Annotated in this window: 25 protein-coding genes; 14 read left to right on the top strand and 11 right to left on the bottom strand. The window is 72.7% G+C overall.

Annotated elements, in window-relative coordinates; translation table 11 throughout:
* Positions 1-46: 46 nt before the first annotated feature.
* Complete coding sequence (qcrC, locus tag N801_RS10315; RefSeq protein ID WP_035937277.1) at positions 47-850, bottom strand: cytochrome bc1 complex diheme cytochrome c subunit; 804 nt, start codon at positions 848-850, stop codon at positions 47-49.
* Positions 851-913: 63 nt separating this feature from the next.
* Entirely contained in the window at positions 914-1,579 is a 666-nt protein-coding gene (ctaE, locus tag N801_RS10310; protein ID WP_084108668.1) for an aa3-type cytochrome oxidase subunit III, read from the bottom strand.
* An 87-nt stretch (positions 1,580-1,666) separates the two neighbouring features.
* Between ctaE and N801_RS10305 the strand changes: the two genes are divergently transcribed.
* Positions 1,667-2,125 (top strand): response regulator transcription factor, encoded by a 459-nt coding sequence (locus tag N801_RS10305; protein WP_035937272.1) that lies wholly within the window; start codon positions 1,667-1,669, stop codon positions 2,123-2,125.
* Between the two features lies 1 nt (position 2,126).
* The gene (trpD, locus tag N801_RS10300; protein ID WP_035937270.1) at positions 2,127-3,197 is read left to right on the top strand and encodes an anthranilate phosphoribosyltransferase; all 1,071 of its coding nucleotides are present in this window, start codon (positions 2,127-2,129) and stop codon (positions 3,195-3,197) included.
* A gap of 41 nt (positions 3,198-3,238) precedes the next feature.
* On the opposite strand, the gene N801_RS10295 is transcribed toward trpD, so the two are convergent.
* From N801_RS10295 to N801_RS10285, 3 genes are read right to left on the bottom strand one after another with little or no spacing between them, the layout of a single operon-like run.
* Positions 3,239-3,517 (bottom strand): Lrp/AsnC family transcriptional regulator, encoded by a 279-nt coding sequence (locus N801_RS10295; RefSeq protein WP_035937267.1) that lies wholly within the window; start codon positions 3,515-3,517, stop codon positions 3,239-3,241.
* A 19-nt stretch (positions 3,518-3,536) separates the two neighbouring features.
* Entirely contained in the window at positions 3,537-4,028 is a 492-nt protein-coding gene (locus N801_RS10290) for a cupin domain-containing protein (protein ID WP_035937265.1), read from the bottom strand.
* 42 nt (positions 4,029-4,070) lie between these two features.
* A complete protein-coding gene (locus tag N801_RS10285; protein WP_035937263.1) occupies positions 4,071-5,786 on the bottom strand; it encodes a DEDD exonuclease domain-containing protein in 1,716 nt (571 codons plus the stop codon).
* A 118-nt stretch (positions 5,787-5,904) separates the two neighbouring features.
* Here N801_RS10285 and N801_RS10280 point away from each other — a divergent pair, with 118 nt between their 5' ends.
* The gene (locus N801_RS10280) at positions 5,905-6,162 is read left to right on the top strand and encodes a hypothetical protein (RefSeq protein WP_052112848.1); all 258 of its coding nucleotides are present in this window, start codon (positions 5,905-5,907) and stop codon (positions 6,160-6,162) included.
* A gap of 23 nt (positions 6,163-6,185) precedes the next feature.
* Positions 6,186-7,199 (top strand): hypothetical protein, encoded by a 1,014-nt coding sequence (locus N801_RS10275; RefSeq protein WP_156996673.1) that lies wholly within the window; start codon positions 6,186-6,188, stop codon positions 7,197-7,199.
* A gap of 102 nt (positions 7,200-7,301) precedes the next feature.
* Here N801_RS10275 and N801_RS10270 read toward each other — a convergent pair whose 3' ends face one another.
* From N801_RS10270 to N801_RS10260, 3 genes are all read right to left on the bottom strand, one after another.
* The gene (locus tag N801_RS10270; RefSeq protein ID WP_035937261.1) at positions 7,302-9,068 is read right to left on the bottom strand and encodes an immune inhibitor A domain-containing protein; all 1,767 of its coding nucleotides are present in this window, start codon (positions 9,066-9,068) and stop codon (positions 7,302-7,304) included.
* Between the two features lie 113 nt (positions 9,069-9,181).
* Positions 9,182-10,561, bottom strand: coding sequence for a DUF2029 domain-containing protein (locus tag N801_RS10265; RefSeq protein ID WP_052112845.1), 1,380 nt, complete (start codon positions 10,559-10,561; stop codon positions 9,182-9,184).
* Positions 10,542-12,332, bottom strand: a complete 1,791-nt coding sequence (locus N801_RS10260; RefSeq protein ID WP_035937258.1) for an AMP-dependent synthetase/ligase — start codon at positions 12,330-12,332, stop codon at positions 10,542-10,544. The genes N801_RS10265 and N801_RS10260 overlap by 20 nt, the downstream gene beginning before the upstream one ends.
* 119 nt (positions 12,333-12,451) lie before the next feature.
* Between N801_RS10260 and N801_RS10255 the strand changes: the two genes are divergently transcribed.
* Genes N801_RS10255 through N801_RS10235 form a run of 5 tightly spaced genes read left to right on the top strand, consistent with a single transcriptional unit; the run spans position 12,452 to position 16,321 of the window.
* Positions 12,452-12,904 carry an SRPBCC family protein gene (locus N801_RS10255; protein ID WP_035937256.1) on the top strand — a complete coding sequence of 151 codons (453 nt, stop codon included), beginning with the start codon at positions 12,452-12,454 and terminating at the stop codon, positions 12,902-12,904.
* Between the two features lie 31 nt (positions 12,905-12,935).
* A complete protein-coding gene (locus N801_RS10250) occupies positions 12,936-14,156 on the top strand; it encodes an ArsA family ATPase (protein ID WP_052112844.1) in 1,221 nt (406 codons plus the stop codon).
* Complete coding sequence (locus N801_RS10245; protein ID WP_035937253.1) at positions 14,146-14,574, top strand: hypothetical protein; 429 nt, start codon at positions 14,146-14,148, stop codon at positions 14,572-14,574. Before N801_RS10250 ends, N801_RS10245 begins: the two co-directional genes overlap by 11 nt.
* Positions 14,571-15,533: an ROK family glucokinase gene (locus tag N801_RS10240; RefSeq protein ID WP_035937250.1), complete on the top strand. Its 963-nt coding sequence runs from the start codon at positions 14,571-14,573 to the stop codon at positions 15,531-15,533. The genes N801_RS10245 and N801_RS10240 overlap by 4 nt, the downstream gene beginning before the upstream one ends.
* Positions 15,530-16,321 (top strand): endonuclease/exonuclease/phosphatase family protein, encoded by a 792-nt coding sequence (locus tag N801_RS10235; protein WP_084108665.1) that lies wholly within the window; start codon positions 15,530-15,532, stop codon positions 16,319-16,321. The genes N801_RS10240 and N801_RS10235 overlap by 4 nt, the downstream gene beginning before the upstream one ends.
* Positions 16,322-16,335: 14 nt before the next feature.
* Here the strand turns inward: N801_RS10235 and N801_RS10230 are convergent, their stop codons facing one another.
* Complete coding sequence (locus N801_RS10230; RefSeq protein WP_156996671.1) at positions 16,336-16,869, bottom strand: hypothetical protein; 534 nt, start codon at positions 16,867-16,869, stop codon at positions 16,336-16,338.
* Positions 16,870-16,989: 120 nt separating this feature from the next.
* Here N801_RS10230 and N801_RS10225 point away from each other — a divergent pair, with 120 nt between their 5' ends.
* From N801_RS10225 to N801_RS10205, 5 genes are all read left to right on the top strand, one after another.
* On the top strand, positions 16,990-17,802 hold the full coding sequence (locus N801_RS10225; RefSeq protein ID WP_035937246.1) for a lysophospholipid acyltransferase family protein: 813 nt from the start codon (positions 16,990-16,992) through the stop codon (positions 17,800-17,802).
* Positions 17,777-18,985: a MacS family sensor histidine kinase gene (macS, locus tag N801_RS10220; protein WP_052112843.1), complete on the top strand. Its 1,209-nt coding sequence runs from the start codon at positions 17,777-17,779 to the stop codon at positions 18,983-18,985. The genes N801_RS10225 and macS overlap by 26 nt, the downstream gene beginning before the upstream one ends.
* A complete protein-coding gene (locus N801_RS10215; protein ID WP_035937242.1) occupies positions 18,982-19,680 on the top strand; it encodes a response regulator in 699 nt (232 codons plus the stop codon). Before macS ends, N801_RS10215 begins: the two co-directional genes overlap by 4 nt.
* A 72-nt stretch (positions 19,681-19,752) precedes the next feature.
* On the top strand, positions 19,753-21,105 hold the full coding sequence (locus N801_RS10210) for a class II 3-deoxy-7-phosphoheptulonate synthase (protein WP_035937239.1): 1,353 nt from the start codon (positions 19,753-19,755) through the stop codon (positions 21,103-21,105).
* Between the two features lies 1 nt (position 21,106).
* Positions 21,107-22,171, top strand: a complete 1,065-nt coding sequence (locus N801_RS10205; RefSeq protein ID WP_035937235.1) for a threonine aldolase family protein — start codon at positions 21,107-21,109, stop codon at positions 22,169-22,171.
* Between the two features lie 80 nt (positions 22,172-22,251).
* Here the strand turns inward: N801_RS10205 and N801_RS10200 are convergent, their stop codons facing one another.
* Positions 22,252-23,187 (bottom strand): DMT family transporter, encoded by a 936-nt coding sequence (locus N801_RS10200; RefSeq protein ID WP_035937232.1) that lies wholly within the window; start codon positions 23,185-23,187, stop codon positions 22,252-22,254.
* A gap of 1 nt (position 23,188) precedes the next feature.
* Positions 23,189-24,141: Stk1 family PASTA domain-containing Ser/Thr kinase (locus N801_RS10195; protein ID WP_035937351.1), on the bottom strand; the 953-nt coding region annotated here is incomplete at its 5' end.

Raw genomic sequence — 24,141 nt, 5'->3', positions numbered from 1 at the left:
TGTTCGATCCTGTCGACGGTGCGTGGGAGGCGGTGGCCGGCATGGCTCAGGCGGCCTTCTGCCCGAGCCACACGGCGGTGGCGATGAGGATGCCGAGCCCGAAGAACCAGGCGAACCAGCCCTCGGTCACGGGCCCGAGGGAGCCCAGGGCGTGCCCGCCCTGCTGCGGTGCGTCCTCGATGGACTTGAGGAAGGCGATGATGTCGCGCTTCTCCTCCGGGGCGATGTTGCCGTCGTTGAAGACCGGCATCGACTGCGGCCCCGTCTCCATCGCCTCGTAGATGTGCTTGCCGGAGACGCCCTCGAGGGCCGGGGCGTACTTGCCGCGGGTGAGCGCGCCGCCGGAGCCGGCGAAGTTGTGGCACATCGCGCAGTTGACCCGGAAGAGCTCGCCACCCTTGGCGGGGTCGCCCTTGCTCGGGTCGACGTCCTCCTCCGACGGGACGGCCGGGCCCGGCGCCAGCGAGGCGACGTAGGCCGCGACCTTGTCGATCTCGTCCTGCGAGAACTGGACGGTGGCGCGGGGGGCCTGGACGGCCGGCGCGCGCATCGGCATCCGTCCGGTGCCCATCTGGAAGTCGACCGCGGCCGCGCCGACGCCGGCGAGGGCGGGGCCGGCGACCTGGTCGCCCTTGCCCGTGGCGCGACCCTCGGCGTTGACGCCGTGGCAGGTGGCGCAGTTGGCCACGAAGAGCTGCTTGCCGGCGGCGACGTCCTCGGCGGTGCTCGTCTCGGCCTGCGCCGGCTGGGGCGCGACGGCCGCGTAGGCGAACCCGGTCACGAGGAGGCCGAGCATGAGCAGGAGGGCGATCGCTGCCGGGTGCCGGCGGCGGGCGGCCAGTGCGTTCACGGTGCGGTCCTGTCGGGGGTCTCGGGGGTGGGTGGTCCGATGATGGCGGTCACGACCGACACCTCACTGCAGCAGGTAGATCATCGCGAACAGCGCGATCCAGACGACGTCGACGAAGTGCCAGTAGTAGGAGGTGACGATGGCGCCGGTCTCCTGGAGGTGCGTGTAGCGACGGGTCGTGAACGTCCGTCCGATGATGAGCAGGAAGGCGATGAGCCCACCGGTCACGTGCATGCCGTGGAAGCCGGTGGCGAGGTAGAAGATCGACGAGTACGAGTCGGTGCTGAGGGTGACGCCCTCGTGCACGAGGTGGGCGTACTCGTAGACCTGTCCGGCGATGAAGATCGAGCCGAAGGCGTAGGTGAGGACGTACCACTCGCGCATGCCCCAGCCCTTGACGTCGAGCAGGCCGCCGGTGCGGGCGACCTGGCCGCGCTCGGCCTTCCAGACGCCGAGCTGGCACCACACCGACGAGATGACGAGGACGAGCGTGTTGGCGGCGGCGAAGGGGACGTTGAGCAGCTCGGTCCGCTCGGCCCACTGGGTGGGCAGGTTGCCGCGCAGCGAGAAGTAGAAGGCGAAGAGAGCGGCAAAGAACATCAGCTCGCTCGCGAGCCACACCATGGTGCCGACCGCGACCATGTTGGGACGCGTCGCGGGACCGTAGTCCGGGATGCTGGGAACCGGACCGGAGACTCGAGTCGCTGCTTCTATCGCCACGTCGGCCATTATGGCCGTAATCCCTGTCAAGCGCTGCACCGACCCCCGACTCAACTCGGGTCAGTTCCAGAAAGCGTGCGTGGCTAGGATGAGGCCATGACCTCACCGCACGCGGCTGCCCCCGCGGAGACCGGCTCGCAGACCCGGTCCACCGACGGAATCCACCAGGTTTCGGTCCTGCTCTACAGCGACGACATCACGACCCGCGACGCCGTGCGCGCCGCGGCCGGTCGTCGCCCGGCACGGGACGTCGAGGTCACCCGCTGGCTGGAGTGCGCGACCGCGTTCGCCGTCACCGAGGCGCTCGACGCCGGCGGCTGGGACGTCGTCGTCCTCGACGGCGAGGCGGCCAAGAACGGTGGGCTCGGCCTGTGCCGCGAGCTCAAGAACGAGATCTACCAGTGCCCGCCGATCCTCGTGCTCACCGGACGCCCGCAGGACGGCTGGCTCGCGGCGTGGTCGATGGCCGACGACGCGGTGCCGCACCCGCTCGACCCGATCAGGATCGCGGAGTCGATCGCGGGCCTCGCGCGCCAGCGCGCCGCGGCGCGCTGACGTGCCGGCCGCGGCGTCCTCGGGCCCGACGTGGCCCGACCTGCTGACCCGCCTCCTCGCCCGGCAGGACCTCACGCTCGAGCACTCCCGCTGGGCGATGGACCAGATCATGAGCGGTGAGGCGAGCGTCGCCCAGGTCGCCGGCTTCCTCATGGCCCTGCGCTCCAAGGTCGAGTCGGTGGCCGAGGTGCGCGGCCTCGCCGACGTCATGCTCGAGCACGCGCGCCGGATCGAGGTCCCGGGCGAGACCATCGACATCGTCGGCACCGGCGGCGACCGCTTCGGCACCGTCAACATCTCGACGATGTCGTCGGTGGTCATCGCTGCCACCGGGCTGCGTGTCGTCAAGCACGGCAACCGGGCGGCGTCGTCGAAGTCCGGGTCCGCGGACGTCCTCGAGTCCCTCGGGGTGAACCTCACCCTGAGCCCCGAACAGGTGCGGCAGGTCGCCCTCGACGTCGGCATCACCTTCTGCTTCGCCCAGACCTTCCACCCGTCGATGCGCTTCGCGGGTCCGGCCCGGGCCGAGCTGGGCGTCGCCACGGCCTTCAACCTCCTGGGCCCGTTGACCAACCCCGCGCAGCCGACGTATGCCGCGGTCGGCGTCGCGGACGCCCGTTTCCTCCCCGTCATCGCCGGGGTCTTCGCGGACCGGGGGACGTCGGCGGCGGTCTTCCGCGGCGACGAGGGCCTGGACGAGATGTCGATCGCGGGGACGACGACGGTGCTGTGGGTGCGCGACGGCGCGGTCACCGAGGTGTCGGTGCACCCCACCGACGTCGGCCTCGGCGTGTCGACGATCGACAGCATCAAGGGTGGGCTCGCCGACGAGAACGCCGAGGTCGCGCGTCGGGTGTTCGCCGGCGAGGCGGGTCCCGCCCGGGACGCCGTCCTGCTCAACGCCGGAACCGCCCTCGCCGTCGCCGCGCACGTGGGGGGGACCGAGCCGGGCGAGGTCGTCGCCGCGGTCCGCGACGGGGTCACCCGGGCTGCTGCGGCCATCGACTCCGGTGGGGCAGCGGCGCAGCTGGCCCGCTGGGTCGTCGCGAGCCGCGAGGCCGCACCCGCCTGACCCCACCCGCCCACGTGTTGGGTTGAGGCCGGTGAGGGGGGTTACTCGAGGCCGAGGCTGAAGGCGGCCTCGAGGTCGTGCTTGGAGTAGGTCTGGAATGCGATGTGGGTCGCCGTGCCCGTGACGCCGACGACCTTGTTGAGGCGGTCGGCGATGACGCTCGCGAGCTCGTCGTGCTGGCGGACGCGCACCATGGCGATGAGGTCCGCGTCGCCGGCGACCGAGTAGACCTCGCTCACGCCGTCGAGCTCGGCGACCTCCTGGGCCACCTCGGGGATCCGGTCGACGTCGGCGGTGATGAGAACGATGGCGGTGATCACGTCTCGCAGCGTAGCCGGGTCAGTCCGTGACCCAGACGTTGTCGTGGTAGGCCATGAACTCGGCGCGCTGGTCCGGGCTCATCGCGGCCACGCCGCCGTCCTGCGCGAGCCCCTCGAAGTAGGCCTCGCGGGGCGCACCCGGTGCGAAGTGCAGGAGCATCGAGGCGGGCCCGTCCTCGTTGCGGAAGCCGTGCAGCCCGCCCGGCGGCACGTGGAGGAAGTCGCCGGACCCGGCCCTCACCCACCGGTCGCCGTCGAAGATCGAGACGGTGCCGTCGAGGACGTAGAACGACTCCGAGATGGTGCGGTGGAAGTGGGCGCCGGGGCCGCTCGGTGGCCCGGCGAACTCCCACCGGTAGAGGCCGAACAGCCCACCGGTGGCCTCGCCGCGCGCGACGTAGTGGACGCGGTTGCCGTTGGGGTAGACGAGGTCCGGCTCGCTGTCACCGGCCCGGACCCACGCGGACCGCTCGCCGCCCTCGCCGGTGTAGAGCGGTGGGGGATAGGACATGGGAGCCCTCCTGGGGTGGACCGGCGCGACCGTGGTCCGAGACTAGGCCGAACGGAAGCCCGGTGCGTTCCACTTCGAGGCTTCCACCGGCTCGAGCTCCTGCCGGATGCCCGTGGCTCCGCCGACCGGGCAGGTCCACGTCCCCACGATGTCGACGAGCCGCACACCGGGGGCGTCGAGCCAGCGCAGGACCTTCTCGCTCTCCTCGGGCGTCGCGGCGGTGGACGGGGGCAGCGGGGCGGGGACCACCTCGGCGCTGGCCCGCAGGGCCTCGACGTAGGGCATCGGGTCGGCGCCACGCGGCGACTGCGTGCTTCCGGCGAGCCGGCCGAAGCGGATGCACATGATCTCCCAGCCACCGGTCTCGCTGCGCCGCGCGGCGACGAGCTCGGCGGTGCGCGCCAGCGGGTCGAGCCGCTGCGCCCGGGACGCCCCCCGGACGAGGCTGATCATCCGGTCGCGCACGACCCCCGCGTCCTCGAACCGCTGCTGCTCGGCGAGGTGGTCCATCCGGTGGCGCCACGTGGAGACCGCGGGGCGCGCGTCGCCGGTGAGGAGCGCCACCGCCTCGGCGACGACCTCGGCGTACTCGTCGACGCTCTGGGTGCCGTCGCACGGCGCGCCGCACCGACCCATGTCGGCGAGCGCGCAGGCCGACCGCAGCCGGGTCACCGACAGCCGCTCGAGGCACTGGCGCAGCGGCACGATCTCGTGGACCCCGGCGACGGCGTCGTCGGCGGAGCCGCGCGAGGCGAACGGGCCGATGTAGCGGGCGTCGTCCCCGGCGACGTCGCGCACGATCGACAGCCGCGGGAACGGCTCGACGGTGAGCTTGACCCACCACGCGCGCTCGGGGTGGCGGGAGCGCCGGTTGTAGCGGGGCTTGTGCTCGGCGATGAGGCGCAGCTCGCGGACCTCGGCCTCGAGCGGCGTCGCGCAGACGATCGGCGTGACCGACTCGGCGATGCGCACCATCTCGGCCATCCGCCGGCGCTGCTCGGACGCCGTGAAGTAGCTGCGCACCCGGGTGCGGATCGACACGGAGGTGCCGACGTAGAGGACGCGCCCCTGGCCGTCCTTGAAGAGGTAGACGCCGGCCGCCTCGGGCAGGTGGTCGGCGAGGTGGCGCTTGCGCCGCGTGGCGGTGGGCACCCGTGAGGAGTAGCCCTTGAGCTCCTCGAGCGAGTGCACCCCGAGGGAGCCGACGCGGGCGATGAGGCCGTGCAGGACGTCGACGGTCGCGCGTGCGTCGTGCAGGGCCCGGTGGTCGGGCACCGTGGTGGCACCGAAGAGCCGGGCGAGGGAGCCCAGCCGGTGGTTGGGGACCTCGTCACGCGACACGAGCTGGCGGGCGAGGTGCACCGTGTCGACGACCGGGAAGCGCGGCCAGTCGCGGTCGGCCCGCGCGCACGCCGCCTTGAGGAAGGAGATGTCGAACCCGGCGTTGTGGGCGACGAGCACCGACCCCGCGGCGAACTCGAGGAAGGCGACGAGGGCGGGCTCGACGCGCGGCGCGCTGCGCACCATGGCGTCGGTGATGCCGGTGAGCACGGTGATGAACGCGGGGATGGGCTCGCCCGGGTTGACGAACGTCTGGAACTCGCCGAGGACCTCCCCGCCGCGGACCTTGACCGCACCGATCTCGGTGATGCCGCACTCGCTGGGGCTGCCACCGGTGGTCTCGAGGTCGACGACGACGAACGTCACGTCGGACAGGGGGGTGCCCAGGTCGTCGAGCGTGCCCTGGACCATCCGCATGGGAGCGAGGCTAGGTGGGGCCGCCGACACCGCCCGGGAGGCCGGGCCGCACGAGGGCGAGGAGGGCTGTCAGTGCCCGCTCCTAGCGTGGGCGGTGCCCGATGAAAGGAGTGACGACATGACTCACGACCTGACCCGTGACAGCCTGACCATCCTCTGTTCGCGCTGCCCGGTGCGCGACCTCCACTGCGGTGACTGCATGGTGACCGCGATGGTCGACCCGGCGGCGATGGGGCTCGGCAGCGAGCTCCCGCTCGACGTGGACGAGCGGGCCGCCGTGACGGCGTGCGTGCGCGCCGGGCTGGTCTCGGCGGAGGCAGCGGCGACGGTCCGCTCGCAGCGAGTCCCGTTCGACATCGGGCGGGCGGTCGGCTGACCCCGGCCTGACACCATGGGCGCGTGTCCGTGACCGACCACCACTCCCGTATGCCGTGGGGCCCGGCGCGTGCCCGCGTCACCGTGGCCGTCGTGGTCGGGTCCGCGACGCTCGTGGTCGGCGGGTGCGCCGGCTCCTCCCCGAAGCCGACGGCGTCCGCGTCCGCCACCCGGAGCACGTCGGCGCCCGGGACCCCCCAGCCGGGGCCGAACACCCCGACGCCGCAGACCGCCTCGCCACCGGGCGCCGACGCCGAGCAGGAGCCCCTCCCCGGCGCGCGCACCGTCACCGGTGCCTCCAGCACCGTGACCGGCACCGTCGACGAGGCGGCCCTCACGGCATACGCCACGATGGCCGACCGTGCCGTCGCCCAGGTCGCGAAGCACTGGAGCCCCACGTGGCCGCGCCGCGTCACGATCGTGGCACCCGCCGACGCCACGGCCTTCCGGGAGCTGGTCGGCCGGGCCGACGACCTCAGCCAGGTCGCGGCCGTCACCGTCGGGCCCGTCGACCCCACCACCGGCCTGGCCACGCGCGACCGCGTCGTCCTCAACCCCGACGCCTTCCGGTCGTTGACGCCGAGCGGTCGCCAGTTCGTCATCACCCACGAGAGCACCCACGTCGCGGTCCGCGCCTCGATCGGCGGAGCCGCCCCGTTGTGGCTCGCCGAGGGGTTCGCCGACCATGTGGGCTACGCCGGGTCGGGGCGCAGCAGGACCGAGCTGGCCGCCGCGCTGCTCGACGAGGTCGACGCGGCGCGGGGGCCCACCCGGCTTCCCACGCAGGCCGACTTCGACCCCGGTCAGGGCGAGATCGCCCCCACCTACCTCGCCGCCTGGCTCGCGGTCGACCTCATCCACCGTCGACGAGGACCGGCTGTCCTGCAGCGGTTCTACGAGGCGTCGGTGGTCGACGGCTCCCCGGCGGCGGCCGACGCGGCCACGGACGAGGCCTTCGTCGAGGTGCTCGGCACGACCCGGGCCGAGTTCACGCGGCTGTGGCTCTCGGAGCTGGCCCGGCTCGCGTCCCCGCCGTGACCTCCGGTGGCTCGCGGTGGAGCCGGTACCGACCGACACCACGGCCCGGACACACCGCAGTGTGCCCGGGCCGTGGTCGTGCGGTCGGCTGTCAGGTCGGGCTCAGCCGTTGACCTCGACGGTCATCTTCCCGGTGCGGTTGCTCTGGACGACCCTGAGCGTCACACCGGCACCAGCGACCTTGACGCTGCCCATCGGGTTGGCGGCGTCGTAGTAGCGGTTCGGGTCACTGTCGTCGAAGACCGGGACCGGAGCCCGGACGGGGACGTCCAGCGTGGTCATCCCGGCGGACGTCTCGCGGTGCAGCGAGATCGGGTCCGTCGGCTCGACGCCGAACGTCGCGTCGAAGCTCTGGATCCGGTTCCGCGCCACCGTGTCGTCGCTCCACCGCAGGGCGGCGGGCCGTGCGTCGACCGGAAGAACACGTCCCGTGCCGGGGTGCGTGCGCGTGTTGTTGTTGGACACCGCGGTGTTCCAGTAGCTCACGAGCAGCCCGTCCTGGTAGGGGAAGTGCTCGACCCAGTCGGGCCTGCTCAGCGGCCACCCGAAGTTGTACGGCCCCGTCCTGAGGGTCGCGTCGTAACCGACGTACTGGCGGTTCTCGGCGATGTAGAAGCGGTCCCGGCCGTTCGCGTCCTTGGGCAGCGTGACGACGAGCGCCTGCTGCTTCTTCGTGGCGTGCGCCGACGGCCCCAGGACGACGGTGGCCTCCTCGTCGTGGGCGACGGTCGCGTGGTCGAGCCAGCCGAGCTGCAGCTTCTCCCAGGCACCCATGTGGTCCGGCGTCGTACCGATCGAGTCCTGGCCGTGGCCGAGCCATGAGCCGGAGCTCATGAGGGTCCAGAATCCGGTGCCGTTCTCGCCGCCACTGGTGTCGTAGAGGTCCGGCAGGCCGAGGTCGTGGCCGAACTCGTGGGCGAAGACACCGAGGCCGCCGTTCTCGGGCTCGGTGGTGTAGTCACGGATCCAGAACCCGGTCTGCCCGATCTGGACGCCCCCGTTGCGGTTCCACTCGGGACCTCCTCCCGAACGCTGGCCCACGGACCAACGGTGCGACCAGATCGTCGACTCCGGTGCACCGGCCTCCTCGCCCTCACCTGCGTGCACCGCCTGGAAGTGGTCGATGTACCCGTCGGGCTCGGTGAAGACGCCGTCCCTGTCGTGGTCGTAGCGGTCCCACTGGTCGAACTCGGCGAGGTACGCGGCGATCTGCGCCTCGGACGTGCCGATGGACTTCTGGTGCTCGTACCAGGCGGAGGCCCCGTCCTGGATGAAGCGGGTCATGTCCGCCTGGCTCTCCGTCTGGCCGTAGCTCGCCGAGTTCCAGGGAACGGTGACCCACTCCGAGGTGTCGCCCTTGACGGTGTAGCGGCCGCTCGACATCTCCCGGTAGAGGCTCGACATCGACTCGCCGGGACCGAAGAACATGTCCTGGAAGTGCTCACGGTCGAAGTCGTCGACCCAGTAGGTGGTGTTGTCCACCGCCCGGTCGGGCTGGGGGATCGCGTTGTGCACCGGGCCCGCACCGGCCGCGGGGAAGCGCGGGTCGACCTGGTCACCGAACTCGATGAGGAACGTCAGGATGCTGTCGGTGGACTGCAGGCCGTACTGCGCCCACTGACCCGGCGCGACCTCCACCGAGCGGCCCCGGCCCTTGGCCACCGGCTTCGCCTCGCCCCGGAGCACCGTGGCCACGCCCTCTTCGACGAGGGCCCGGCGGGCCTCGTTCTGCTCGTCGGGCCGGTCGTCGACCCGTTGCGCCGCCGAGTCGCCACGGTCGGGACTCGCCATGGCGGCGGAACCCGGGACGAGCGCTGCCGCCGCGGCAACGGCCACCCCCACGAGCACCCGCGATCTGGTGTGTCGCATGTGAAACCTCCTCGGCCCCCCCGGTCAGCGGAACCGTTCGAGTGAGTGCGCGCCCCGCTGCACCGGGCGCTGACCGCCGGGCGGCGGCTACCGCGAGCCTAAAGTTCGTCGGCTCATTCCGCTCGGCGAGCAGCGCTCGGGAGAGCCCCGCCATGGCCCCGGGGCACCGCCAGCGACATCGCGACCAGGGCCGCGCTGAGCCAGAACTGGTTGTAGAACGCCTGCTTGTTGACGAGGTTGGCGGCGAGCAGCACGAGCGCGCACCACCGCAGCAGCTCGTCGAGCGGGGGCTGCCGCCGGTGGACGAGCAGGGCCGCGACGGCGAGGGCGCCGAGCGCGATGACTCCGGTCACCCAGAACGGCAACGTCACCCCGTGCTCGTTGAGGAAGTAGAGGTACCACGTGTTCGCGAACCGGATCGGGTGGAAGCCGAGCAGCAACGTGACCGTGTCGTGCACGAAGTCGGACGGCGACGCGAGGAACCAGGGCGCGACGAGGACCCCGGTGAGCGCACCGGTCGCCACGGCCCGCCGGGGCCCGAAGGGCTGCCAGAGCAGCAGCAGCGGCAGCAGCAGCGCGAGGTGCTGCTTGCTCGCACAGGCGAGCGCGAGCGGGACCACGGCCCACCAGGCGTGCCCGCGACGCACGAGCACAGCCCACCACACGAGGCCTGCGGCGAGCAGCGGCTCGGTCCAGGCCTGGTCGATCTGGGTGAGGGCCCCCGGGGCGACGACGAGCGCGGTCACCGGCACGGCCGCGCGAAGTGCCGTGGCGCGGGCGGTGCTCGGCTCGTCGCCGCGCAGCGGCCGGGCCAGCGCCCAGACCCCGAGGAAGAGGACGACCGACCAGAACGCGATCGCCCAGCGGACGTCGCCGCCGAGCCACCGCCCCGGTGCGAGCAGGACGGCCGTCCACGGCAGGTAGGTGAAGGCGTCCTGGACGCCGGGGGAGTCGGTCCACGTCATGTCGTAGAAGTTCTCGCCGCGAGCCAGCGCGTCGCTCGCCTGCTGCAGGGTGACCCAGACGTCGATCCGCGGTGCGGGGTCGCCGAGCGTGGCGATCGTCGCGGTGACGACGTGGCCGGCGACCGCGAGCCCGTATGCCGTCCGCGCCCGCGCCGCTGTCGGCCGCGACAGCAGCGCCGCGCCGCCGACCCCGACGACGGTCAGGGTCGCGAGCGCGGCCGTGAGCGGCCCGCCGCGCAGGTAGCTGAAGAGGGGGACGGCCCACGTGACCGCCACCGACCCGAGGAGCACGACGGGCACGAGCCACGCCGGTGCCGGGTGGATCCGGGTGCGACGACCGAGCCAGAGCGCGAGGCCGACCGCGCACACCGTGAGGGTGAGCACGATCGGCACGCGGAACCGGACGACGCTCCACTGGAGCACGCCGAGGTAGGCGAGCCAGGCCGCGGCGAGCGCGCACGCGGCATACGCGGTCGTGGCGGTGGAGCGGGTCGAGGGCGAGGTGGGGTCAGCCGCCGTAGAGCGCATCGACCTCGTCCGCGTAGTCGCGCATGACGATGTTGCGCTTGAGCTTGAGCGAGGGCGTGAGGTGACCCGACTCCTCGGTGAAGTCGTTCTCGAGGACGGCGAACTTGCGGATCGACTCGGCCTTGGACACCGCGGAGTTGGCGTCGTCGACGGCCTTCTGGATCTCGGCGAGGACGGTCTCGTCGGTGCGCGCCTTGGCCGGGGTGATGCCCTCGAGCCCGTGGTTGGCCGCCCACATCGGCAGCATCTCCTCGTCGAGGGTGAGCAGCGCACCGATGAACGGCTTCTGGTCGCCCACGACGATGCACTGGGAGACGAGGGGGTGGGCGCGCAGGCGGTCCTCGAGCACGGCGGGGGCGACGTTCTTGCCACCGGCGGTCACGAGGATCTCCTTCTTGCGGCCGGTGATGCGCAGGTAGCCGTCCTCGTCGAGCTCGCCGATGTCACCGGTGTGGAACCACCCGTCACGGATGGCTTCGGCCGAGGCATCGGGATTGTTGCGGTAGGTCCCGAAGACGTTGACGCCCTTGGCGAGGATCTCGCCGTCGTCGGCGATCCGGATCGTCGTGCCGGGCAGCGGCGGACCCACGGTGCCGATCTTGAGGGCCCCGGGAAGGTTGACGCAGATCGGCGCCGTGGTCTCGGTGAGGCCGTAGCCCTCGAGGATGGTCACGCCGATGCCACGGAAGAAGTGTCCCAGGCGGGTGCCCAGCGGCGCCCCGCCGGAGACGGCGTACTGGACCTTGCCGCCCATGGCGTCGCGCAGCTTGCCGTAGACGAGCTTGTCGAAGACGGCGTGCTTGGCCTTGAGGCCGAAGCCGACCGAGCCCTGCTCCTGGGCCTCCGACCACGCGATGGCGGTCTCGGCGGCCTTGGCGAAGATGGCGCCCTTGCCGCCGGCGACGGCCTTGGCCTCGGCGGAGTTGTAGACCTTCTCGAAGACCCGCGGCACGGCGAGGATGAAGGTGGGCTGGTAGCTCGCGAAGTCGTCGAGCAGGGTCTTGATGTCGGCCGAGTGGCCCATCTTGGCCCCGGACGCCAGGCACAGGACCTCGATGAAGCGCGCGAACACGTGCGCGAGGGGGAGGAAGAGCAGTGTGGAGGCACCGGGGGCCGACACGACCTCGGAGAGCTTGGCCGTGGTGTTCTCGGCGAGGTCGAGGAAGTTGCCGTGGGTCAGCTCGACGCCCTTGGGCCGGCCCGTGGTGCCGGAGGTGTAGATGATCGTCGCGACCGACCGGCGGTCGACGCCGGCCCGGGCCTCCTCGAGCGTCGCGTCGTCGGCGGTGGCACCGGTGGCGGCGAGGGCGTCGAGGTCGCCGTTGTCGATGATCCAGGTGTGGGCGAGGGACGGCAGGTTGCCGGAGATGCCCTCGAGCGAGCGCTGGTGCTTCTCGGTCTCGAGGACGACCCCCACGGCATGGGAGTCCTGGAGGATCCACTCGACCTGGTCGGGGGAGGAGGTCTCGTAGATCGGGACGGGCACGGCACCGGCGGTCCACAGGGCGAAGTCGGTGAGGGTCCACTCGTATCGGGTGCGGCTCATGATGCCCACGGCGCTGCCCGGCGTGATCCCGGCGGCGATGAAGCCCTTGGCCAGCGCGTCGACCTGGTCGGCGAACTCCTTCGCGGAGAGGTCGCGCCAGCCGGCACCGTCACGCACGGAGAACAGGGCGAGGGACGGGGTCTCACGGCGGTGCCGCGCGGGGAGGTCGGCGAGGCTGCCCTCGGTCGTGGTCGGGACGAGCGTGGGAGTGGACTTCTCGAGCAACGTGGTCTCCTTCGACGGGTCCGACGTCGACGTCGGTCCGGGTCGCCAGCGGCGGTCGGTGGACGCACATCCACCGTCCTCCGATCCTAGAGGTAGCCCCCGTTGGGTAGCCTGCGCCCATGACCGATCGCACGTCGTCCTCCATCCACATCGCCGCCGACGCCGGCGCGGTGCTCGATGTCATCGCCGACTTCGAGGCCTACCCCGAGTGGGCCGAGCAGGTGAAGACGGCGACGGTCCTCAGCGAGGACGGTGACGGCTGGGCCGACCAGGTCGAGTACGTCCTCGACGCCGGCGCCATCAAGGACACCTACGTCCTCGAGTACGACTGGGACCAGATCGCCGAGGACGGCTCGGGCTCGGTCTCCTGGAAGCTCGTGCGGGCCGGTGTCCTCAAGGCCCTCGACGGCACCTACACCCTCACGCCGGACGAGACCGGGACGACGGTCGACTACGCGCTGGCCGTCGACGTCCGCGTCCCGATGATCGGCATGCTCAAGCGCAAGGCGGAGAAGCTCATCGTCGACACGGCGCTCAAGGAGCTGCGGAAGCGCGTCGAGTCCGTCGCCTGACGGGCCTCGAAACCCGCCGTCCCGGAGCCCCGTGACCCCATCACCGCGGATCGTCCTCGTCACCGGCAAGGGCGGCGTCGGCAAGACGACGACCGCTGCCGCGCTCGCGGTCGAGTCGGCACGCGCTGGCCGGCGCACCCTCGTCATGTCGACCGACGTCGCCCACAGCCTCGGCGACGCGCTCGAGATCGGCCTGCGCACGTCGCCCACGTGGGACCGGACGCTGGAGGTCGAGGAGCGCCTGCACGCCCAGGCCGTCGGTGCCCGCACGAGCGTCGCGGCGGACTGGGGGACGATGCGCGACTACCTCCTCACCGTGCTGGACTCGTTCGGTGTCGACCCGGTCGTCGCCGAGGAGCTCACCGCCCTGCCCGGCGCCGACGAAATCAGCGCCCTGCTCACCCTCGGCCACCACGCGACGAGCGGGGAGTGGGACGTCGTCGTCGTCGACTGCGCGCCCACCGCCGAGACGCTGCGGCTGCTCGCCCTCCCCGAGCTCCTCGGCTGGCACCTCGACCGCCTCATGCCCACCCAGCGGCGCCTGCTCACGGCCATGCGCCCCGCCGCCGCCGCGGCCGCCGGGCTGCCGATGCCGGGCAACGAGGTCCTCGACGTGCTCTCGACGTGGCGGGCGCACATGGCCGACGTCCGCACGCTGCTCACCTCCGAGCGCGCGAGCGTGCGCATCGTCCTCACTCCCGAGAACGTCGTCATCGCCGAGGCACGTCGCATCCTCACGTCGCTGTCCCTGCACGGGTATGCCGTCGACGCCGTCGTCGTCAACCGGGTCATCCCTGTCGACGACGACCCGTGGCGCTCGGCCTGGAACGCCGCGCAGACGGCCGGCATCGCGACGATCGTCGAGTCCTTCCGTGGGACACCGGTGCTCGTCGCGCCCTACCTCGCCGGCGAGCCGACGGGGGCCGATGCCCTCGCCGAGCTGGCCGTGCAGACGACGACCCTCGATGGCGAGCTGCCTCCACTGGACTCGCCGGTGCGTGGTGGCGGCCTGCGGGTGGAGCCCGACGGGGAGGACTTCGTGCTCCTCCTGCCGCTGCCGCTCGCCCGCTCCGGCGACGTCGACCTGGCCCGGCGCGGCGACGACCTCGTCGTCGACGTCGGCGGTGTGCGGCGCGTCATCGCCCTGCCGTCGGTGCTGCGCCGCTGCATCGTCAAGAATGCTGGGGTGCGCGCCGGGGAGCTCCGGGTGCGGTTCGTGCGTGATGAGGAGGTGTGGCCCCGTGGACGCTGAGCAGCGACTCGACGCCGCCGTGGGATCGGTGGCGGAGGAGGCGGCCCGGCTGCTCGAGGCGCTGGGGCGCCCGCCGGCCGCGCAGCGCGACGCGCCGTCCGGCTCGGACGGCGGGACGACTTCCACCGGCTCGACCACCGCCCACGACCCGACGCAGGGCGGCACCGAGCACGTGCACGTCGCGATGGGCGACGCCCAGACGTGCACGTGGTGCCCGGTGTGCCGCTCGGTGGGCGTCCTGCGCGGCGTGAGCCCCGAGACCCTCACCCGGCTGGCCGACCTAGCGACCGCGGCCGCCACGGTGCTCGCCGACCTGGCCACGCGGCACCCGAACGGCGCGGGCGAGCGACGCGAGCCCGCCGAGCGGGGCACGCGCACCGAACCCATCACCGTCGTCGACGAGGAGGAGCTGTCGTGAGCCTGGCCATCGGGATCGACATCGGCGGGACCAAGGTCGCGGGAGGGGTCGTCGACGAGAACGGCGAGATCCTCGCCCGGGCCCGCCGCGACACGCCCCACCGCTCGAAGCGGCCGCAGGTCGTCGAGGACACCATCGTCGACGTCGTGCACGAGCTGCTGTCGACGGAGCCGTCGGTCGCTGCGGTCGGCATCGGTGCAGCCGGTTTCGTCGCCGCCGACCGCGCCACGGTGGTCTTCGCACCGCACCTGTCCTGGCGCGACGAGCCGTTGCGGGACGCCCTGAGCAAGCGCATCGACGTCCCGATCCTCGTCGACAACGACGCCAACGCGGCCAGCTGGGCGGAGTGGCGCTTCGGTGCGGCGCAGGGGGAGTCGCACGTCGTCATGGTCAACCTCGGCACCGGCATCGGGGGCGCCATCGTCATGCACGGCGAGGTGATCCGCGGCCGCTACGGCATCGCCGGCGAGTTCGGCCACATGCAGGTCGTGCCCGAGGGCCAGCGCTGCGAGTGCGGCAACCGCGGCTGCTGGGAGCAGTACGCCTCCGGCAACGCCCTCGTGCGCGAGGCCCGCGCGATGATCCTCGCCAACTCCCCGGTCGCCTCCGACCTCGCCGCCCGGGTCGGCGGCCGTGCCGACGACCTCACCGGACCGATCGTCACCGAGGCCGCCCGCGACGGTGACCCGACCTCGATCGAGCTGCTCGCCGAGATCGGGCACTGGCTCGGCATCGGCATCGCCAACCTCGCCGCGGCCTTCGACCCGGGGACGTTCGTCATCGGTGGCGGGGTCTCCGCGGCGGGTGAGCTCCTGCTCGGACCCGCGCGCGAGACGTTCCGTCGCCGCCTCACGGGCCGCGGCTACCGCCCCGAGGCGAGGATCGTCGCGGCCCACCTCGGCAACGAGGCAGGGCTCATCGGCGCCGCCGACCTCGCCCGCAAGGATGCGGCGTCCTGACGACGATCCGGATCGCGAGCTACAACACCCGCGACTTCCTCGAGGACCCGTATGCCGCGGCGCGAGTCGTGCGCGCCATCGACCCCGACGTCCTCTGTCTCCAGGAGGTCCCGCGACGGCTCTTCTCGACCCAGCGGGTCGCGAACTTCGCGCAGCAGTGCGGGATGTACTGGTCGGGCCGGCACCGCGGGAGCGGCGGCACGACGATCTTCACCTCGCTGCGGGTCGACGTCGTCGAGTCCCGGCACACCCGGCTGAGGGTGGCCCGCCTGCAGCGGACCCGCGGCTTCGCGCTCGCCCGGGTGGCCGCGCCGGGGCGCGAGCCGATCGCCGTCGCGAGCGTGCACCTCGGCCTCGACGCCCGCGAGCGCGCCGCCCACGCGCAGGTCATCCTCAGGGCCGTCAACGTCGGCGGGGAGGTCGTGCTCGCCGGCGACCTCAACGAGAACGAGTCCGGTCAGGCGTGGCAGGCCTTCGCCGGCGTCATGCGGCTCGTCTCGCCGCTCACCCCGACCTACCCGGCCACGCGCCCGCGCAAGGTCCTCGACGTCATCTTCGCCTCGCCCGGCCTCCTGGCGGAGCCGCACGTGCCGATCGCCATCCCCGAGGCCGACCTCGTCGCTGGCAGCGACCACCGCCCGACCTGGGTCGACCTCCGCCTCGGGGAGCCGACGCCGCTGCAGGAGAGAGCGGACGAGGCGACCGCCGAGGTCAGCGCGTCGGTCACCGACGAGATGGTGCAGCACGCCGAGTCCGCCGGGGGCGGGCCGGCCGACCCCGCCGGCTGAGCCGTCGGGTCCGGTCAGACCCGGGCGCCGTCGTCGTCGTCGAAGGGGTCGCGGTGCGCGGGCTGGCGCAGGACGAGCAGCCCGAAGCCGCCGAGGAAGAGAGCGATGCCGCCGAGGATCCACCAGCCGGCGTGGAACGGGGAGGCCAGCGCCACCCAGAGCAGCAGCAGCGGTCCGCCGACGAGGCCGATGAGCGCGCCCCAGTAGCCGAGGTCCTCTCCGGGGGGCAGTCGCACCGGGCCGGGCTCGAAGTGGTCGTCCTCGGCGTCGACGCTCGGGGCCTGTCGCCACGACTCCGGCTCGGCCGGCTCGACCCGCTCGACCGGCTCGTCGGACGCCGCGGCTGCGTCGCCGGCACCGGCGGGCGCGTCCGTCACCGCGTCGTCGTCCGGACTGGGCTGCGTCGCGGGGTCGGGCTCGGCACGGGACAACGCGGCATACGCCGTCGTGATGTCCTGGACGGTGCGCGGCTTGGGCGGCTGGGGGGCGTCGTCGTCCCAGCGAGCCACGATCGCGTCGAACTGCGCGTCGATGTCACGGTCGCTCATGGCTGCCTCGCGAGAGTTGGTGTCGAACACCGAAATCCTGCCACGTCCGCGCCCGCGTGACAGCCTCGGGGGGAAGATCTCGTGCACTAGAGTCATGGCGACTCGACGGAAAGGACGCTGGTGTTCTACTGGGTGCTCAAGACGGTGATTCTTGGCCCGATCCTGAGGCTCCTGTTCCGTCCCTGGCTCGAGGGTGAGGAGAACATCCCGGCGACGGGCGGCGCGATCTTCGCCAGCAACCACCTGTCCTTCTCCGACTCGGTGTTCCTGCCTCTCGCCGTGCCTCGTCGGGTGACGTTCCTCGCCAAGGCCGACTACTTCACGGGCGTCGGCCCCAAGGGGCGTCTCACCGCGGCCTTCATGCGTGCGATCGGGCAGGTCCCGGTGGACCGGGCCGGCGGCAAGGCCAGCGAGGCCGCCCTCAAGTCGGGCCTGAGGATCCTGCGGCGCGGCGAGCTGCTCGCGCTCTACCCCGAGGGAACCCGCTCGCCCGACGGCCGTCTCTACAAGGGCAAGACCGGGGTGGCCCGGATGGCGCTCGAGGCCAAGGTCCCGGTCATCCCCGTGGCGATGGTCGACACCGACAAGGCGCAGCCCACCGGCCAGGTCATCCCCAAGGTCATGCGGGTCGGCGTCCGCATCGGCACCCCGCTCGACTTCTCGCGCTACCAGGGCATGGAGGACGACCGGTTCGTCCTCCGCTCGATCACCGACGAGATCATGTACGCGCTCATGGAGCTCTCGGGCCAGGAGTACGTCGACATGTACGCCGGGTCGATGAAGGACCGGATCAGCCGCGCCAAGCGCATCCTCCAGCGGGAGCAGGCCGAGGCGGAGAAGCCGGGCCGGGCCGCCGACGAGCTCGAGCGCGAGCTGGACGCCGCCGAGTCCTCCGACGGGACCCGAGGTGCCGACGAGCAACGTGCCGGGTGAGGCCGTGACCCGCCGGGGGGCGCTGTTCGGGGTCACGAGCACGTCGGCGCGCACCGGACGCTCGGAGCCCGTCATCGTCGAGGCGTTCTCTCGTGGCCTCGACCTGTTCCGTCCCGCCGCCGCCCTGTATGCCGGCGCCGTCCTCTGGCGTCGACACGAGACGATGGCGCGGCCCTGGGTGGGGTTCGCCGTCATCGCGGTGCTCATGGGCTTCTCGCTGCTCCTGCTGGCGTTCCGTCGCCGCACGACCGGGCTGCTCGTGGTCGAGGTGCTGCTCGCGGTCGGCGGGATCTTCGCGACGCTGCTGGCCGACCACCCGGAGGACGTCGCCGCCGGGCAGTTCACCCTGCCGACGATCTGGGCGGCCGGCTGCGTCGTCGGCGCCGCCGTCCTCCACGGCCGCACCGGCGGGCTCGTCGTGGCCGGCGTCATCGCGGTCGCCGACGTCCTCGAGGTCGGGTCGGCCAACGCCACGACGTGGCACAACATCCTCCTACTCTTCCTCCTCGGCGGGCTCATCGGGCTCGCCGTCGACCTCGCCCGCGGTGGGCTGCACCGCTACGAGATCGTCGTCGCCGAGCGGGAGCGCCTCCGCGAGCGCGAGCGGCTCGCCCGCGTCGTCCACGACGGGGTGCTCCAGACGCTGGCGTTCATCCACCGCCGCGGCGACGAGATCGGGGGAGCGGGCGCCGAGCTGGGCGCCCTCGCCGCCGAGCAGGAGCGCACCCTCCGGCGCCTCGTCTCGCAGGACGTGGCCGGCCTACGCGCCGACGCGGGCGGTGGGGCCCGGCGCGACCTGCGGATGCTGCTCGGCGCCCACGAGGGCGAGCGGGTGAGCGTCTCGCTGCCCGGCGGGCCGGTCCCGCTCGAGCGGGCGCGCGCCGAGGAGCTCGACGCTGCCGTCACCGCCGCCCTCGACAACGTCGTCCGCCACGCCGGCGACGACGCCCGGGCGTGGCTGCTCCTCGAGGACCACGGCGACACCGTCACGGTCACCGTGCGCGACAACGGGGTCGGCGACGAGCCGGATCACCTCCTGACGGCCGCCGACCGTGGGCGCCTCGGCGTGAGCCAGTCCATCCTCGGCCGCGCCCGAGACCTCGGCGGAGACGCGGACGTCATCACCCGACCCGGAGGCGGCTGCCGCGTCGTCATCACCGTGCCCCGCGAGGAGAACGCATGACCGACACCGTCCGACCCACGACCGTGCTCGTGGCCGACGACCACCCGCTCTGGCTGGGAGCGCTCGAGCGCGACCTCGTCCAGGCCGGGCTCCAGGTCGTCGCGACCGCGGCCGACGGGCCGGCGACGGTGCGGCGCACCCGGGCCACGCGGCCCGACGTCCTCGTCCTCGACCTCAACCTGCCGGGTCTGCGCGGCGACGAGGTGTGCCGCGCCCTCGGCGACCTCGAGACGCGGGTGCTCATCCTCTCGGCCAGCGGTGAGCAGCTCGACGTGCTCGCCGCCATCAAGGCGGGCGCCACGGGCTACCTCGTGAAGTCGGCGTCGAGCCGGGAGATCGTCGAGGCCGTGGCCGCCACGGCCCGCGGCGAGGCGGTCTTCACGCCTGGCCTGGCCGGGCTCGTCCTCGGGGAGTTCCGCCGGATGGCGGCCGGGGGCGCCGAGACCGAGTCCGCGCCCCAGCCCGCCGGTCGCCCGATCCCCGAGCTCACCGACCGGGAGACCGAGGTCCTGCGCCTCGTGGCCACCGGGATGTCCTACAAGGAGATCGCCGCCGAGCTCGTCCTCTCGCACCGCACGGTCCAGAACCACGTCCAGAACACCCTCGGCAAGCTCCACCTGCACAACCGGGTCGAGCTCGTCCGGTTCGCGCTGGCGCGCGGTCTCGAGGACGGTCCGGGCGCCGCGGACGGCTGACCGGGACGGACCGGAACTGACCGGCATACGGGCGGCCGCCGCCCCTTCGGGCGGCGCGCCTATCCTTGACGGGTGAGCCTGACCACGGACGCTGATTCGCGCACTCTTCTCGAGGCGACCCCCGGCCTGACCGCTGCCCAGCAGCCGCTGTGGCCGGACGCCGCCGCCCTCGAGGCCGCCGTCGCGGAGCTCGCGGTGTATCCGCCGCTCGTCTTCGCCGGCGAGTGCGACGTGCTGCGCGACCGCATGGCCGCGGCCGGCCGCGGCGAGGCGTTCGTCCTCCAGGGCGGCGACTGCGCCGAGACCTTCGCCGGCGCCACCGCCGACAACATCAAGAACCGGATCAAGACGATCCTGCAGATGGCGGCCGTCCTCACCTACGGCGCCTCCGTGCCGGTGGTCAAGGTCGGGCGCATGGCCGGCCAGTTCGCCAAGCCGCGCAGCAGCAACACCGAGACGCGCGAGGACGTGACGCTGCCCGCCTACCGCGGAGACATGGTCAACGACTTCGAGTTCACCCCGGCGGCCCGGCACCCCGACCCGCAGCGGCTGGTCCGCGCCTACCACGCGAGCAGCGCGACGCTGAACCTCGTGCGCGCCTTCACCACCGGCGGCTTCGCCGACCTGCGGCACGTCCACGACTGGAACCGCGGGTTCGTCGCCAACGCCGCCAACCAGCGCTACGAGAAGCTCGCCCGCGACATCGACAAGGCGATGAAGTTCATGTCCGCGTGCGGCGCCGACTTCGAGGCGATGCGCACCACGGAGTTCTTCGCCGCGCACGAGGCGCTCATCCTCGACTACGAGCGCCCGCTCACCCGCGTCGACTCCCGCACCGGCGACCTCTACGACACCTCGGGCCACTTCATCTGGATCGGGGAGCGCACCCGCGACATCGGCGGGGCCCACCTCGACTTCGTCAGCCGGATCCACAACCCGATCGGGGTCAAGGTCTCGGCCAAGGCGCACGTCGACGACCTGCTGCGCCTCATCGACCTCGTCGACCCCGAGCGCACGCCGGGTCGCCTCACCTTCATCACCCGGATGGGCGCCGGCCAGGTCCGCGAGTCGCTGCCGGACGTCGTCGAGAAGGTCACCGCGAGCGGCGCCGCCGTGACGTGGATCTGCGACCCGATGCACGGCAACACCTTCGAGTCGGCCTCCGGCTACAAGACGCGCGACTTCGACGACGTCGTCGACGAGGTGCGCGGCTTCTTCGAGGTCCACCACGCGCTCGGGACGGTGCCCGGCGGCATCCACGTCGAGCTCACCGGCAACGACGTCACCGAGTGCATCGGCGGCTCCGAGAAGATCCTCGACGCCGACCTCAACAAGCGCTACGAGTCGGTGTGCGACCCGCGCCTCAACCACCAGCAGAGCCTGGAGCTCGCCTTCCTCGTCGCCGAGATGCTCAGCCGCGACTGACGTGACCGACTCCTCGACGGCGGCCCCGAGCCGCTGGGTCGCCGACCTTCTCTCGGACACCCTCACCCGGCCCACCGCCGCCATGCGTGACGCGATGGCCCACGCCGAGGTGGGCGACGACGTCTTCGGCGAGGACCCGACCGTCGCGGCCCTCGAGTCGCGGGTCGCGGCCCTGCTCGGCCACGAGGCGGCGCTCTACACGCCCACCGGTTCGATGGCCAACCAGCTCGGCATGCGCCTGCACGTCGAGGCGGGTGAGGAGGTCATCGCCGACTCCCTCGCGCACGTGCTGCGCGCCGAGCTCGGCGCCGCGGCGGTGCTCTCGGGCATCTCCTCGCGCAGCTGGGCCGCCGACCGCGGCCGCCTCGACCCGGCCGCCCCGCTCGCGCTGATGAGCACCGGCGCCGGTCCGTACCAGGTCGGCACCGCGCTCATCGTCGTCGAGAACACGCACAACTTCGGCGGCGGCACGATCCAGCCGCTCGAGGCCATCCGTACGGTGCGCGAGGCGAGCCGCGCGGCCGGGGTGGCGATGCACCTCGACGGGGCACGCCTCTGGAACGCGCACGTCGCGACCCGCATCCCGCTCGCCGACTACGGCCGCGAGTTCGACACCGTCAGCGTGTGCCTCTCCAAGGGACTGGGTGCCCCGGTCGGCTCCGTGCTCGTGGGGTCGGTCGAGCTCATGGCGCGAGCGCGCATCTGGCGCAAGCGCTTCGGCGGCGGCATGCGCCAGGTCGGCATCCTCGCCGCGGCCGGACTGCACGCCCTCGACCACCACGTCGACCGGCTCGCCGAGGACCACGCGCGCGCCTCGCGCTTCGCCGCCGCGGTCGGAGCCGTGGCCCCCGCGGTGGTCGACCCCGCGCTCGTCGAGACCAACATCGTCATGCTGTCGCTGCCGTCGACGACGTGGTCACCGCCCGACCTCGTCGAGGCCGCGGCCGCCCGCGGCATCCGCACGTATGCCGCTGGGCCGGCTGCCGTGCGTCTCGTCTGGCACCTCGACGTCGACGACGCCGGCACCGACGCCGCCATCGAGGTCTTCACCGACCTCCTCGCCTGACCCCATCCCCCCGACTGATTGCGCATTCCGGTCACGGCGAGCGCAGCGAGCCGGGACCGGAATGCGCAACAAGTCGGATGTCAGACGTCGTGGTGGAGGATCTCGACCGGTGGGTCCTCGAGGGCCGAGGCGTCCTCGGCGTGGGCGCTGCCCCGCAGCTCGACGAGGTACATCGCCCCCAGCACGAGCCCGCCGCCGAGCAGGAGGCGCAGGGTCACCGACTCGTCGCCGAAGAGGACCGCGAACACGGCCGCGAACACCGGCTCCATCGCCATGACGATGGCCGCTCTGGTCGCCGTGAGGTGGGCCTGCGCCCACGTCTGGGCGATGAGCGCGCCCGCCCCGGCGAAGACCGCCATGTAGAGCAGGGAGACCCACTGACCGCCGGTCGACGGCAGCGTCACCCCTCCCGGGAGGGCCCCGACCAGGCAGGTCAGGGCGATGACGGTCGCCTGCACCGTCGACAGGCCGAGGGCGGTCGACCCCGTCGACCACCGGCCGAGCGCGAGGATGTGCAGCGCGTAGACCGCGGCGGATCCGAGGGTGAGGGCCTCGCCGTAGCCCATGGCCAGGCCCTGGAGCGACAGCACGCCGATGCCGGCCGTGGCGATGACGGCCGCGACCCAGGCGACGCGTGGGACGTGGTCGCGCAGCAGCAGTGCGCCGAGCACCGGCGTGAGGACGATGTAGGTGCCGGTGAGGAAGCCGGACACCGACGCCGCGGTCGTCTCGAGCCCGACGGTCTGCAGGAGCTGCGCCACGGCATACAACAGCCCGAGACCGGCCCCGAGCCCCGCCTCGCGGCGGGTCAGGGCGAGGGTCTGGCGGTGGAACACCGCGAACATCAGCACCGCCGCGATGCCGAAGCGCACCGCGAGGAAGTCGGCCGACGGCACGTGGGTCACGAGGTCGCGGATGAGGAAGAACGTCGACCCCCAGATCGCGGTGACCCCGAGCAGGAGCAGCACCGCGAGGCGGGCCCGCCGGTCGGTGCCCGGCGGGGGAGCGGTGCTCACCTCAGACCGTCGTCAGGGTGATCGTCGAGCCCTTCGGCACCATCGTCCCCTGACCGGGGTCCACCTTGCCCACGGTGCCGAAGTTGATGCCGGGGATGCCGCCCTGGACGATCTTCACGACGAAGCCGGCGGCCTCCAACGTCTGCCGGACGGCGGTGGCCTGGCGGCCGATGAGGCCGCCGGGCACGGCCACGAGGACCGGGCCCTTCGAGACGACGACGGAGACCTTGTCGCCCTTGAACAGGGTGCCCTCCGCCGGGTCCTGGCTGATGATGGAGCCGGCGGGGACCTTGTCGTCGTTCTGCTCGGCGGTGACCTCGACCGTGAGCCCGGCCTTGCCGAGGGCGGCCCGGGCGACCTCGAGGGTCTTGCCGGTGTAGTCCTTGACCGTGATCGGCTGGCGGCCCTTGCTCACCGTGAGGGCGACGACGGCGTCGCGCTTGAGCGAGGTGCCGGCCTCGGGCGAGGTCGAGATGACCCGACCCTCGGGGACCTTGTCGTCGAACGACTCGGTGATCTTGCCGAGGACGAGGTTGGCGCGGGTGATGAGGTCGGTGGCCTCGGCCAGGGTCACCCCCGAGAGCGTGGGCACGGCGTGGCGCTCGGGACCCTGCGAGACGACGACGGTGACGTCGGTCCCGCGGCGGACCTGCGCGTTGGGCCTGGGGTCCGTGGACACGACGAGGCCCTTGGCGATGGTCTCGCTGAACGCCTCCTCGCGGGTGGGGTCGAGGTGCTGGGTCCGCAGCGACGCCTCCGCGGCGGCGACGGGGGTGCCGACGACCGTCGGCACGACGGTCGGGGAGCCGGGCCCCGCGAGGAAGAACCACGCGGTGGCGGCGGCGATGGCGGCGGACACGACGACGAGGACCCACGGCCACACGGGGCGCCGGGGGGTACGCGCCGGCCGGGATGCGGCTGAGCGCCCGGCCACGCCACCAGCGGTGGCCGGCC

It is taken from the genome of Knoellia aerolata DSM 18566, from assembly GCF_000768695.1.
Classification (GTDB): domain Bacteria; phylum Actinomycetota; class Actinomycetes; order Actinomycetales; family Dermatophilaceae; genus Knoellia; species Knoellia aerolata.
This window is presented reverse-complemented; position numbering and strand designations above follow the sequence as displayed.